Below are 13474 nucleotides of genomic sequence, written 5' to 3' on the forward strand. Positions count from 1 at the left end.
TTAGGGCGACGTTTCCGAGGCCGGAAGCATCGTGCCGAGCAGCATCGCCAGGGATTGCAGATAGGCCATGTCGGCGGCGCTCCACTCCCGCATCGTGCCGGACTGCTCGCAGCACAGCACGCCGAACGGCGCGGTGTCGTGCATCAGAATGACATCCAGCAGGCTGCGCACCCCGGCCTGCTTGAAATAGCCGTCGGCGAAGCCCTTGGTGGCGGGGTGGTTGAGCGCGTCGGGAACCACCAGCCGGGCGTTGTTGGTGATGGCGCGGAAGTAATCCGGGTGATCGGCGCGGGCCAGGGTCTGGCCGGAGCTGTGCGTCCGCTCCCTGGCGTCGAAGATCGTGCGGCAGACCAGGAGATCCTGCCCGTCCTCGAAGATCCAGACGCTGGCGCGGAACACGCCGAGATCCTCGACGATGTCCTCGCAGGCCGCCTTCCAGACATCCCCGGTCGTGGCATGCCCGACGCGCAACCCGAACACCGCCGCCCGTGTCTTGTCCATTGAAACGCTCCGCCGCCTCTCTTCGGCATCTTAGGCGTCACAGTAACGGTGCAGCAATGGGTTGTTGTTGGCTGCCCTATCTTTAAGCAGATCGGCACCCGCAACCCGGTCGACTGGTTCGGCATAGACACAAGCTGGCCGGAGCCCCGGCGTGACCTTGATCGGCCCCAATGATCCTTGCGTTGCCGCGTCGGGGTGAACGAGGTAGGCTTGCCCGTCGGCACCGAAAGCACGCCAAGGTCTCGCTCCGCAACGCCCGCCCGCCTTAATCCGCACCGAAAAGTTGCAAGCACGCATGTCAAAGCCGACCGGGCATCGACCATTCCCCGTCCTTCCGCGCCTGCGGCCGGGGTTGCGCCGCGCGGTCCTCGCGCTGTGCGCCCTCGCGGTCCTCGCCGCGCCTGCCGACGCGGCGGACGTCGTGACGCCGGAGGTCCCGGCGACGGCGGCCCCGATGGCCGCCCGGCCGCCCGTCCGCGTGACGATGGACGACAACTACCCGCCCTTCAGCTTCCGCGACGCCCACGGCACCCACATGGGCCTCGTGCGCGACCTGTGGAAGCTGTGGTCGCAGCGGACCGGCGTGCCGGTGGAGTTCCTGGCGACCGACTGGGCGTTGGCCCGCAACCTGATCGAGACCGGCGGGGCCGACGTCATCGAGACCTTCTTCCGCAGCCCGGCCCGCGACCGCGTCTACAGCTTCTCGGAGCCCTACGCCACCATCGACGTGCCGATCTGGTTCAACGCCGATCTCGGCGGCATCACCGGGCCGGACTCCCTGCGCGGCTACAACGTCGGCGTCAAGGAGCGCGATCTTTGCGCCGACTGGCTGGCCGACCGTGGTCTCACCGGGTTGCGGAATTTTCCCAGCTACGAAGCGCTGCTCGACGCCGCCGCCGCCCGCGACGTGGTCGTCTTCTGCATGGACGATCAGGCCGCGCGCTATTTCATGACCAAGCGCGGCATCCAGGACCGCTTCCGCTACACCGACCCGCTCTACACCGGAAAATTGCACTGGGCGGTGCGCAAGGAGGAGACCGCGCTTCTGGCCCTGGTCGCCGACGGCTTCGCGCGGGTCACCCCGGACGAGCGCCGCGCCATCGAGGAGCGCTGGTACGGCCGCCGGATCAGCGGGGTGGTCGATTCCAACCTGCTGTCCCGTCTGGTCAAGATCCTGCTGGGGGCGCTGGCGCTGGGCGCCATGGCGCTGGTCTGGGCCGCCATGCTGCGCCGGCAGGTCGCCGCCAAGACCGAACGGCTGAGCGAGGCGATGGCGGCGCTGTCGATCGGCGAGGAGCGCTTCCGAACCATCTTCGACAACGTCAACGACGCCATCTTCATCCACGACCTCGACACCGCCACGATCATCCACGCCAACCGGCGGATGCACGAGATGTACCGGATCGGCGACCTGCCGCTCGCGGCGCTCGACATCGGGATGATCAGCTCCGGCGTGCCGCCCTACACGATGGAGGACGCCGTTGCCTGGGTGCGCCGCGCGGCGGCCGGGGAAACGCCCCTGTTCGAATGGCACGCGCGCCGGTTGGACGGCAGCCTGTTCTGGGTCGAGGTCAACATCCGCCGCGCCCTGCTGGAGGGCAGCGACCGCCGCCTGCTGGTGGTGGTGCGCGACATCACCGAACGCCGGGCCACGCAGGAGCGGATGGACTTCCTAGCCCAGCACGACCCGCTGACCCTGCTGCCCAACCGCCTGCTGGTGCGCGACCGCGCCGACCAGGCTGTGGCCCACGCCGAGCGCGACGGGGTCATCGTCGCGCTGCTGGTCTGCGACCTCGACCAGTTCAAGACGGTCAACGATTCGCTGGGCCACGCGGCGGGCGACGCCCTGCTGCGCGCGGTGGCCGGGCGGTTGACCGCCTGCGTGTGCGACACCGACACGGTCAGCCGGCCGGGCGGCGACGAGTTCATCCTGCTGCTGTCCGGCCGCCCCGACACCGACGCCGTGGTCGAGACCGTCGCCTCCCTGCACGAGGCGCTGGCCGAGCCCTTCGACGTCGACGGCACCGAGGTGACCGTCACGCTGTCCACCGGCATCGCGCTGGCGCCGGCCGACGGGCGGGACTTCGCGGCGCTGATGAAGAACGCCGACACCGCCATGCACCACGCCAAGGCGAGCGGCCGCAACACCCACCGCTTCTTCGCCGAGGCGATGAACGCCGAGGCGGTGGCCCATCTGTCGATCCGCGGCGGGCTTCGCCGGGCGTTGGAGCGGGGCGAGTTCCTGATCCACTACCAGCCGCAGGTCAACCTGGACAGCGGAATGGTGTTCGGGGCGGAGGCGCTGATCCGCTGGAACCACCCCGAACGCGGCATGATCCCGCCGGGCGCCTTCATCCCCATCGCCGAGGACAGCGGGCTGATCGTGCCGATCGGCGACTGGGTGCTGCGCGAGGCCTGCCGGCAGGCGGCGCAATGGCAGGCCGCCGGGCTGCCGCTGACGGTGGCGGTCAACCTGTCGGCGCGCCAGCTCCAGCGCCCCGATCTGGCGCGGACGGTCACCGACGCGCTGACCGACAGCGGCCTCGACCCGCTGTTCCTGGAGCTGGAGCTGACCGAATCGATGCTGATCCAGAACACCGACGCGGTGCTGGAAAACATCCGCCGGGTCAAGGCGCTGGGCGTGCAGTTGTCGATCGACGATTTCGGCACCGGCTACTCGAACCTGTCCTACATCGGCCGTCTGGCGGTGGACAAGCTGAAGATCGACCGCTCCTTCATCATGGATCTGTGCCGCAACCACGACAGCGCCCGGATCACCGCCGCCGTCATCCAGATGGCCCACAGCCTGAACCTGACCGCCGTGGCCGAGGGGGTGGAGGACGCCGAGACGCTGGAGCAGTTGCGTCAACTGCGCTGCGACGTCGCCCAAGGCTATTTCCTCGGCCGCCCCGGCCCGGCCGAGGCGGTGGAGCGCGCCGCGCGGCAGGCCAACCCGTTCCACATCGGGGCGTGAACCGGCCCGTCCACAGTCCCGCCGCGGGCCGGAGGCGCAGTCGAAGCGGGGATCACGCGTCCGGCTTCACCAGATCGCGGTAGGCGTGCCAACTGGCGTGGCCGATCAACGGCAACGCGACGATCAGGCCCAGCATCGCGGTCGCCAGCCCGATGCCGATGATCAGCACGATCAACCCCGCCCACAGCGCCATGGCGCGCGGATTCCGCAGAACCGCCATGACCGACACGAGGGCCGCCGCGAAGATGTCCTCCTGGCGGTCGAGCATCATCGGCAAGGCCGTCACGTTGGTGACGAAGGCGATGGCGGCGAAGGCAAAGCCGAGCGCCGTGACGAACAGCGTGAAGGCGATGCCGTCCAGCGTGAGGGTCTGCGCCAACAGGCTGGACACGCTCATCGACACGTAGGGGAAAAACAGCGCGAAAGCGATGACGTTGAGCCGCACCCAGATCATCATGAACAGCATCAGCACCAGCCCGGCCGTCAGGATGTGATAGGGATTGGCCCGCCACGCCATCAACGCCCGCCCGAATCGCGGCTTGCGGCCCTCCTCAACGTCCTTCGACACCTGATAGAGGCCGAGCGTCAGCAGCGGCGCCACCAGCAGAAAGGCGCCGATCATCGGCGCGATCAGATAGGCCATCCCTGCCAGCGTCAACCCCATCGTCAACGCGAAGCCGCTGGCGACGAACAGGGCGCCGTAGGCCGGGCTGACCCAGCCCGCCGTCCTCATGTCGGCCCAGCCCTTCCACAGCCAACCGACGACCTGCGAAGGCTCGATCCTGCGCACGCGGTCCTCATAGGGAAGGCCCGCCAGGGACGAAGAAGCGGTCGGTCGGGTGTTGCTCATGTCCTGTCTCCGCCAAGCCGAAGGGGTCCTCGTATTGGGAAGGAATCCGATGCGCCAGGAAAGCGCTAAAAGTCGGTATGGCGGATTATCCGTATCTCATGCTTAATGACCACCCGGCGACGGAAAGGACCGCGGCACGGCGGGCAGGTGCCGTGACGACACACCCATGCCCCGCATCGGGACTGCGGATGGACCCGTGAGCCGGCCGCTCCTTAGGCGTGCCCGCCTGCAGCGTGCAGACTGATCACCCCGGCGACGATCAGCGCGAGGCCGAGAAGCTTCATCAGGCTCACCGTCTCGCCGAAGATCAGCACGCCGATGGCGGCGATGGCGGCGGTCCCGGCCGCCGACCAAATGGCGTAGGCGATGCCGACTTCCATCGTCTTCAAGGCCTGCGCCAGCAGCGCGAAGGCCGACAGATAGCCCAGCACCACGACGACGACCGGTCCAGGGCGTGTCAGCCCGTCGGACATCTTCATCGCCGAGGTGGCGATGACCTCCAGCGTGATCGCGCCGCCCAGGTAAAGCCAGTTCATCGCACGCACCCGCTGGAAAAGCCGAAAAAGCCGGGCGAGCCTAACCGCGCCCCCTCACCACGACAAGCCCGGCGGTTGACGCCGCCCACCGCCCGCCCTAGGGTCGTTGCCCTCTTCCATTCTTTGTATTTCTTGGTGTCGAAAGGGTCCGATCCATGACCGGCGAACGGGATTTGGCGTTGCAGGCGAAGGCATGGCCGTTCGAGGAGGCGCGCAAACTGGTCGCGCGCTTCGCGAAAGCGCCGCCCGCCAAAGGCTACGTCCTGTTCGAGACCGGCTACGGCCCCTCGGGCCTGCCGCATCTCGGCACCTTCGGCGAGGTGGCGCGCACCAGCATGGTGCGCCACGCCTTCCAGACCATGAGCGACATTCCGACCAAGCTGTTCTGCTTCTCCGACGACATGGACGGGCTGCGCAAGGTTCCCGACAACATCCCCAACAAGGAGATGGTGGCGGCCAGCCTCGGCAAGCCGCTGACCCAGGTGCCCGACCCCTTCGGGACCCACGACAGCTTTGGCGCCCACAACAACGCCCGTCTGCGCGCCTTCCTGGACGGCTTCGGCTTCGAGTACGAGTTCCAGTCCTCGACCGACTGGTACAAGTCGGGCCGCTTCGACGACGCGCTGCTCGGAGTCCTGCGCCATTACGACGAGGTGATGGGCGTCATGCTGCCGACGCTCGGCGCCGAGCGGCAGGCGACCTACAGCCCCTTCCTGCCGGTCTCGCCCTCCACCGGCCGGGTCCTTCAGGTTCCGGTGTTGGAGCGCAACCTCGACGCCGGCACCATCGTCTTCCAGGACGAGGACGGCACGAAGGTCGAACTGCCGGTCACCGGCGGCCATGTGAAGCTGCAATGGAAGCCCGATTGGGGCATGCGCTGGTTCGGGCTGGGCGTCGACTACGAGATGTACGGCAAGGATCTGATCCCGTCCGCCGAACTGGCGGGGAAGATCTGCCGCATCCTCGGCGGCACCCCGCCAGAGGGCTTCAATTACGAGCTGTTCCTCGACGACAAGGGCCAGAAGATTTCCAAGTCGAAGGGCAATGGCCTGACCATGGAGGAATGGCTGGCCTACGCGCCGCCGGAAAGCCTCGCCCTCTACATGTTCCAAAAGCCGAAATCGGCCAAGCGCCTGTATTTCGACGTGATCCCGCGCGCGGTCGACGAATATCTGACCTTCGTCGACAAGGTCCATGGCGAGGAGCCGGCCCGCAAACTGGAGAATCCGGCCTGGCACATCCACAACGGCAAGCCGCCCGCCGTGCGCTCGGACGTGTCGTTCAACCTGCTGCTCAACCTGGCCGGCGCCGCCAACGCCGAGACCAAGGAGACCATGTGGGGCTTCATCCGCCGCTACGCGCCGGACGCCACGCCGGAGAACAGCCCGTTCCTCGACCGCCTGATCGGCTACGCCGTCCGCTACTACCAGGATCAGGTGAAGCCGACCAAGCGGTTCCGCGCCCCGACCGACGCGGAGCGCGCGGCGCTGGAGGCCCTGCTGGTCAAGCTCGACGACCTCCCCGCCGACTCCAAGGCCGACGTCCTTCAGAACGAGGTTTTCGAGGTCGGCAAGGCCCACGGCTTCACCGAACTGCGCGCGTGGTTCCAGGCGCTCTACGAGGTGCTGCTGGGCCAGACGACCGGTCCGCGCATGGGCTCCTTCATCCAGCTCTACGGCGTGGCCGAGACCAAGGCGCTGATCCGCGGGAAGCTGGCGGACTGACCGGCGGTTTCCGATGACCAGGAAGGGGCGCCGAAAGGCGCCTTTTTCGTTTCCGAAAGCAAACGCTCACGGCACAGTTCCAGCCGCACTCTGTTTGTCTGACCAATCAAGGGCGATTTGTCCGCCATTTGGGCAGAGAGCGGTTCAAAAGCCCAATTCCTGCGCAAAAAAAGCCCTATTGCATGCTGGGCTATGCGAACACCGCACCGCACCAATTCGAAAACCGTGGTACCGCTAACAGGGAGAAACCCATACACTCCGACTCGTTACTGCATTTTGCAGTGCGTTTCCTCCCTAGACTTCAAAGGCCGCGCCCTTCCGGGTTGCGGCCTTTTTTTCTGCCCGAACCGCCGTTCGTCCGCCCTCTGTGACCGCCGTCACAGCGTCAAATGCATAAAATACGAGATAAATTGTTTCCAGCGCCGTTGCGCTTCCGCAACCGGGCCGATCCGGCCACAGGGGGAGCTTTCCGGGATGACGACCGATCAACCGCCTTTCGCGCGCCACCACCGCACCGCCCAGGCTCTGGTCAGCACCTTCCAAGAAGCGCTGGAGCCACAATTCTCCGCAAAGGGCGCCCTGTCGCGCGAGGATTTCACCCGCGCCATGAACCTGATGATGGCGCATTGGCCGACCGTGCTGCCGCTGTTCGCCAGCATCTGCCAATCCTGCACGCAGGCGGCCGGCTGTCGGGAAGGCGCCGGATGCGGCGGTGGCTGCGTGCCGCGCGCGGTGTTCAAGCCGGATGGGCGGCGGCGGGATTTCGTGACCCGGCTGCTGTTCTCCACCGTGCGGATGAAGGTGCCGGAGATCGTCGATCCGATCAGCGGCGCGGTCTTTCCCCAGATCATTGCCGGCGGCCTCCAGACCAGCCTCAACGGCCTGTTCTACGACAAGGAATGGGAGGCGCTGAACGCCGACGCCATCGCCATCTACAACCACCTCGGCACCGACCAGGACGCCGAGGTCTGGAAGCGCATCGCCGGCCAGGACACGCTGGCGGTGCTGACCGACACCCTGTTCGTGCGGGTGATGCTGCGCTTCCGCCAGTTCCACCAGCAGCGCCAGACCTTCACGCGGCGGATGACCGACCTTCTGCGCGACAAGCGCTTCGTCTTCGCCGACGGCCATTTCGAAACCCTGTTCGACACCCTGTTCGGCCGGCTGCGCGAGGGCTTGCGGACCGAGTTGGACCGCGCCCGCCTGGACATCCATTACGGCGAGGGCACCGCCGACGCCCTGATGCGCATCTTCGACCAGTTCGACAAGCATCGTCTGGAGCAGTCGTTGCCGGTGCGGGTGCTGGGCGGACGCAGCGCGTCGCGCCCGATGCTGGCCCAGCGCAGCATGCTGGGCGCCACCCCGGCCGCCAAGCGGCGTTGACCGGAAACCCCCAGGCCGAAAAATTCGCAGGACAAAGCGCATCGGGCCGTAGCCGAATTAGTTGACCGTTAACCGAAGCTGCGGTTGCATGGTGGAAGCGTGCCATCCGTCGCCTGCCCACCCGCCAAGTCGCTGGGCTCTTCAATCGAGGTTTTTGGTTCGGTGACACACCGGCGTTCCCCCTCGCGGCTTTCCTCCGCCCCGGCCTCCCCAGCGGAACCGGCGATGGAGACCGATGGCGGCGTGGCGCCCGAACTGATGGACTATCTGTTCGACGGACCGCCCGAATCGTCCACGGCCTCTCCTGCCCCTGCTTCCAACGTGGCGCCGCCGCCCGCCCGGACGGTGACGCAACGGGTCGGCGCCGCGCTGGTCGAGTCGCGGCTGGCCGGAATGGGCGACGCCGGGGTCCGCGCCTCGCTGGCGCGCACGCTGTGCCGGCTGCTGCCCGACCTGCCGCCGGGCGGGGCCGAAACCGTCAGCACCGTCGCCATCCGCGCCCTGGAGCAGTTGGCCCGCGACCACATCGTCCGGGTGCGCGAGGCGTTGGCGACCTCGATCAAGGACGTGGCCTGCGCGCCGCCCGCCGTGGTGGCGACGCTGGCGCGCGACATCGAGCGTTCGGTCGCGGAGCCGGTGCTGCGCTGCTGCGCCGCCTTGTCCGACGAGGATCTGCTGGACATCGTCGCCAACGCCCCGGCCGGCTGGGCGCTGTCGGCCATCGCGCGACGGCACCAGGTCGCGGCCGCCCTGTCCGACGCCATCGCCGGGACCGGCGACGCGGCGGCGACCGGCGTGCTGCTCGACAACAGCGGCGCCGTGATCGCCGAACACACTTTGGAATCGCTGGTCGATGAGGCCGCCCACCACCCCGACTGGCAGGAGAAGCTGGCCCGCCGCCCCACCCTGCCCCGCCGGCTGGCGGTGCGTCTGGCCGATTTCGTCGATCTGACGGTGGTCGAGGCGCTGCGCCGCCGCCCCGATTTCGACGCCGCCACGGTGGCCGACATCGCCGCCTGCACCCGCCGCCGCATCGACTGGGCCGAGGACGCCGCCCAGGAGACCGAGACGCCGGAACGCCGCGCCGTCCGCCTGCACCGCCAGGGCAAGCTGGACGAGACCGCGCTGGGCGACGCGCTGTCGTGGAACGAGACGGGCTTCGTGCGCGCCGCCCTGACGTTGCGCGCCCGCGTGGCGCCCGACGTGGTGGATCTGATCCTCGACGCGCACGACGCGACGGCGGTGACCGCCCTGGTCTGGCGCGCCGGGCTGTCGATGCGTTGCGCCATGCAGATCCAGGCGCGCGTCGCCGCCATCAACCCGCGCGCCATGCTGAACGCCCGCCAGGGCAGCGGCTTCCCGCTGTCCCCCGCCGCGATGGCGCGGCACCTGGAACGCTACGGCGTGCGCAACTGATCGTTCCTGTGTGGGGTGGGGGCAACCGTGGCCGCACCCACCCCACTCCACTCCGCCCTTACTGCGACGTCGCGCCGCCACGCGGCATCGGCTGGCGCGGGGTCGCGCGGCCGGTGTGCGGGGCCTGGAAATCGGCGGCCGGATCCTTGTAGTACGGCCCACGGTCGGTCGGCCCCTCCATCGCCTCGGCGGGGGTGACGATCTGCTGGCCGGTGCCGCCGTCGAAGGCGATCAGGGCCTGCTTGCGCACCTCGCCGCAGGCGGCGCGCTTGTCGGCGATGCCGGGGCCGTCCGCGCCGTTGAAGGTGTAGAGCGGCAGCACCAGCCCGCTGCGCTCGCCGCCGGGGATCGAGGTGAAGACGTAGTTGGTCAGCGGCCGGCAATAGGCGACGCTGTCGGCGCTGATCGCGTCCGAGACCGGAGCCGCCGCGAGGGCCGCCTCGTAGTCCGCGACGGTTTGTCCCAGGGCGCCGCCGGCGAGCAGCGCCAGCGGCAGGGACACGGACAGGAGTGTGGTGAAACGGGCCATGGACGCTCTCCCTTGAGCCTTCGTGAAGTCGCCGAGCGACCGGATATCCTACGTATAGAACCGTCTGGTCCTGCCTTGCGCAACGAAGATCGGCATCGCGACGCTGCGCCGCAAGGACAGGCTCGCGGTCACGCTTGCTCTCCGCGACAAAACGCGCTACCAACCGTTCCGAAATCTCGGGGCGCTGGATCCCTAAGACGTTAGAATGACCATTGGTTCTAGTCTCCCGCTGAATGGGGGACGCTCAACGTTTTAGGGAACGCTCCAAAATGGCTCGCAAGAAGATTGCGCTCGTCGGTGCCGGCCAAATCGGCGGCACGCTGGCCCTGTTGGCTGCCCAGAAGGAACTGGGCGACGTCGTCCTGTTCGACATCGCCGAAGGCATGCCGGCCGGCAAGGCCCTGGATCTGGCCGAGACCGCCCCGGTCGAGGGCTTCAACGCCAGCCTGACCGGCGGCAACGACTACTCGGTCATCGAGGGCGCCGACGTCGTGATCGTCACCGCCGGCATCCCGCGCAAGCCGGGCATGAGCCGCGACGACCTGATCGGCATCAACAGCGGCGTCTGCAAGACCGTCGGCGAGGCCATCGGCAAATACGCCCCCAACGCCTTCGTCATCGTCATCACCAACCCGCTCGACGTGATGGTGTGGGTGCTGCAGCAGGCGTCCGGCCTGCCGCCGGAGCGCGTGGTCGGCATGGCCGGCGTGCTCGACTCGGCGCGCTTCCGCTTCTTCCTGGCCGAGGAGTTCAAGGTCTCGGTCGAGGACGTCACCGCCTTCGTGCTGGGCGGCCACGGCGACACCATGGTCCCGCTCGTCCGCTACTCGACCGTCGCCGGCATTCCGCTGCCCGACCTGGTCAAGCTCGGCTGGACCACCCAGGAGAAGCTCGACCAGATCGTCCAGCGCACCCGTGACGGCGGCGCCGAGATCGTCAAGCTGCTGAAGACCGGTTCGGCCTTCTACGCCCCGGCCGCCTCCGCCATCCAGATGGCCGAGTCCTACCTCAAGGACCAGAAGCGCGTCCTCCCGGTCGCCGCCCATCTGACCGGCCAGTACGGCCAGGACGACCTGTACGTCGGCGTTCCCGTGATCATCGGCGCCGGCGGCGTCGAGAAGATCATCGAGATCGAGCTGAACGACGAAGAAAAGGCGATGTTCCAGAACTCGGTCGACGCCGTGAAGACCCTGGTCGACGTCGTCAAGAAGCAGGAAGCCGACAAGGCCGCCTCCTAAGGCCGTGTTCCGCTCCCCGGCCGCAGCCCCTCGCGGGCGCGGCCGGGGAGCGGAGCTTCCTTCGCGTCAGTCGATCCGTTCTCGTCAGCCGAACCAAAAAACAGATGGACGCCCGATGAACATCCATGAGTATCAGGCCAAAAGCCTGCTGAAGAAGTACGGCGTCGCGGTTCCCCGCGGCGGCGTCGCCTACACCCCGCAGGAGGCCGAGACGGTCGCCCGTGAACTCGGCGGTCCGGTCTGGGTCGTGAAGTCCCAGATCCACGCCGGCGGCCGCGGCGCCGGTCGCTTCAAGGGCAACCCCGAGGGCAAGGGCGGCGTCCGCGTCGTCAAGTCCATCGAGGAAGTCGGCAAGAACGCCGGCGAAATGCTCAACAACGTCCTCATCACCAAGCAGACCGGCCCCGAGGGCCGCGAGGTCAAGCGCCTCTACGTCGAGGAAGGCGCCGACATCAAGCGCGAGCTGTACCTCGGCCTGCTGACCGACCGCGCCACCGGCCGCGTCACCATCATGGCGTCCACCGAGGGCGGCATGGAGATCGAGGAGGTCGCCCACAACACGCCCGAGAAGATCGTCAAGGTCGCGATCGACCCGGCGACCGGCGTCCAGGGCTACCACACCCGCAAGATCGCCTTCGCCCTCGGGCTGGAAGGCAAGCAGGTCGGCTCGGCCGCCAAGTTCATCACGGCCGCCTACAAGGCATTCATCGATCTGGACTGCGCCATCGTCGAGATCAACCCGCTGATCGTCACCGGTGCCGGCGACATCCTGGCGCTCGACGCCAAGATCAGCTTCGACGACAACGCGCTCTTCCGTCACAAGGACATCGAAGAGCTGCGCGACGAGGCCGAGGAAGATCCGTACGAGATCGAGGCGGCCAAGCACAGCCTCAACTACGTCAAGCTCGACGGCAACATCGGCTGCATGGTGAACGGCGCCGGTCTGGCGATGGCCACCATGGACATCATCAAGCTGTACGGCGGCGAGCCGGCCAACTTCCTCGACGTCGGCGGCGGCGCCACCAAGGAGCGCGTCACCGCGGCCTTCAAGCTGATCCTCTCGGACAGCAACGTCGAAGGCATCCTGGTGAACATCTTCGGCGGCATCATGCGTTGCGACGTGATCGCCGAGGGCGTGGTGGCTGCCGCGCGCGAAGTGCACCTGCACGTTCCGCTGGTCGTCCGCCTGGAAGGCACCAACGTCGATCTGGGCAAGAAGATCCTGGCCGAATCCGGCCTGCCGATCCTCTCGGCCGACAACCTCGCCGACGCCGCCGAAAAGGTGGTCAAGGCCGTGAAGGAGGCCGCGTGAAATGGCTGTTCTCGTCGATAAGAACACCAAGGTGATCTGCCAGGGCTTCACCGGAGCCCAGGGCACCTTCCACTCCGAGCAGGCCATCGCCTACGGCACCAAGATGGTCGGCGGCGTGACTCCGGGCAAGGGCGGGGCCAAGCACCTCGACCTGCCGATCTTCGACACCGTCGCCGACGCAGTCCACAAGACTGGCGCCAACGCCTCCGTGATCTACGTGCCGCCGCCCTTCGCGGCCGACGCGATCCTGGAAGCCATCGACGCCGAAATCGCTCTCGTCGTCTGCATCACCGAGGGCATCCCGGTGCTCGACATGGTGCGGGTCAAGCGGGCGCTGGCCGGTTCGGCCACCCGCCTGATCGGCCCGAACTGCCCCGGCGTCATCACGCCGGACGAGTGCAAGATCGGCATCATGCCAGGCCACATCCACAAGCGTGGCAAGATCGGCATCGTCTCGCGTTCGGGCACGCTGACCTATGAGGCCGTCGCGCAGACCACGGCGGCGGGCCTTGGCCAGACCACCTGCATCGGCATCGGCGGCGACCCGGTCAACGGGACCAACTTCGTGGACAGCCTGGAGCTGTTCGTGAAGGATCCGGAGACCGAGGGCATCATCATGATCGGCGAGATCGGCGGCGACGCCGAGGTCAAGGGCGCCGAGTTCCTCAAGGCGTCGGGCACCAAGAAGCCGGTCGTCGGCTTCATCGCCGGCCGCACGGCCCCGCCGGGCCGCCGCATGGGCCATGCCGGCGCGGTGATCTCGGGCGGCAACGACACCGCCGACTTCAAGATCGACTTCATGAAGTCGGTCGGCATCGCCGTCGCCGACAGCCCCGCCTCGCTTGGCTCGACCATGCTGAAGGTGTTCAAGGGCTGAGGAGACAGGCGGGGGACGCCGTCCCCCGCCACCCCCTGCCAAGGACCGGGGGCCCTTGGATCCCGACTCGCACCGGGTTCCAAGAGCCGGCCGGTCTTTCAGCGCACAAAAGAACCCCCATAGGGAATCGGGCG

The 13474-nt window shown here is 67.8% G+C and carries 11 protein-coding genes; 7 read left to right on the plus strand and 4 right to left on the minus strand.

Annotation, left to right across the window (positions count from 1 at the left end):
* The gene (locus tag EJ913_RS06580) at positions 1-501 is read right to left on the minus strand and encodes a GAF domain-containing protein (RefSeq protein ID WP_126996034.1); all 501 of its coding nucleotides are present in this window, start codon (positions 499-501) and stop codon (positions 1-3) included.
* Between the two features lie 295 nt (positions 502-796).
* On the opposite strand from EJ913_RS06580, the gene EJ913_RS06585 reads away from it, so the two are divergent.
* Positions 797-3475, plus strand: coding sequence for an EAL domain-containing protein (locus EJ913_RS06585; protein WP_126996036.1), 2679 nt, complete (start codon positions 797-799; stop codon positions 3473-3475).
* Positions 3476-3527: 52 nt separating this feature from the next.
* On the opposite strand, the gene EJ913_RS06590 is transcribed toward EJ913_RS06585, so the two are convergent.
* Positions 3528-4325 carry a DUF2189 domain-containing protein gene (locus EJ913_RS06590; RefSeq protein WP_126996038.1) on the minus strand — a complete coding sequence of 266 codons (798 nt, stop codon included), beginning with the start codon at positions 4323-4325 and terminating at the stop codon, positions 3528-3530.
* A gap of 212 nt (positions 4326-4537) precedes the next feature.
* Positions 4538-4861, minus strand: coding sequence for a DMT family transporter (locus EJ913_RS06595; protein WP_126996040.1), 324 nt, complete (start codon positions 4859-4861; stop codon positions 4538-4540).
* Between the two features lie 155 nt (positions 4862-5016).
* On the opposite strand from EJ913_RS06595, the gene EJ913_RS06600 reads away from it, so the two are divergent.
* From EJ913_RS06600 to EJ913_RS06610, 3 genes are all read left to right on the plus strand, one after another.
* On the plus strand, positions 5017-6585 hold the full coding sequence (locus EJ913_RS06600) for a lysine--tRNA ligase (protein ID WP_126996041.1): 1569 nt from the start codon (positions 5017-5019) through the stop codon (positions 6583-6585).
* Between the two features lie 474 nt (positions 6586-7059).
* Positions 7060-7968 (plus strand): hypothetical protein, encoded by a 909-nt coding sequence (locus tag EJ913_RS06605; protein WP_126996043.1) that lies wholly within the window; start codon positions 7060-7062, stop codon positions 7966-7968.
* Between the two features lie 225 nt (positions 7969-8193).
* Positions 8194-9384, plus strand: coding sequence for a DUF2336 domain-containing protein (locus tag EJ913_RS06610; RefSeq protein ID WP_238519534.1), 1191 nt, complete (start codon positions 8194-8196; stop codon positions 9382-9384).
* A 58-nt stretch (positions 9385-9442) separates the two neighbouring features.
* Here the strand turns inward: EJ913_RS06610 and EJ913_RS06615 are convergent, their stop codons facing one another.
* A complete protein-coding gene (locus tag EJ913_RS06615) occupies positions 9443-9913 on the minus strand; it encodes a hypothetical protein (RefSeq protein ID WP_126996045.1) in 471 nt (156 codons plus the stop codon).
* A gap of 269 nt (positions 9914-10182) precedes the next feature.
* On the opposite strand from EJ913_RS06615, the gene mdh reads away from it, so the two are divergent.
* The 3 genes from mdh (at position 10183) to sucD (ending at position 13340) form a co-directional block, all read left to right on the plus strand.
* Positions 10183-11151 (plus strand): malate dehydrogenase, encoded by a 969-nt coding sequence (mdh, locus tag EJ913_RS06620; RefSeq protein ID WP_126996047.1) that lies wholly within the window; start codon positions 10183-10185, stop codon positions 11149-11151.
* Between the two features lie 115 nt (positions 11152-11266).
* Positions 11267-12463: an ADP-forming succinate--CoA ligase subunit beta gene (gene sucC / locus EJ913_RS06625; RefSeq protein ID WP_126996048.1), complete on the plus strand. Its 1197-nt coding sequence runs from the start codon at positions 11267-11269 to the stop codon at positions 12461-12463.
* A 1-nt stretch (position 12464) separates the two neighbouring features.
* Positions 12465-13340 carry a succinate--CoA ligase subunit alpha gene (gene sucD, locus EJ913_RS06630; RefSeq protein ID WP_126996050.1) on the plus strand — a complete coding sequence of 292 codons (876 nt, stop codon included), beginning with the start codon at positions 12465-12467 and terminating at the stop codon, positions 13338-13340.
* Positions 13341-13474: the final 134 nt, after the last annotated feature.

It is taken from the genome of Azospirillum doebereinerae (assembly GCF_003989665.1).
GTDB lineage: Bacteria > Pseudomonadota > Alphaproteobacteria > Azospirillales > Azospirillaceae > Azospirillum > Azospirillum doebereinerae.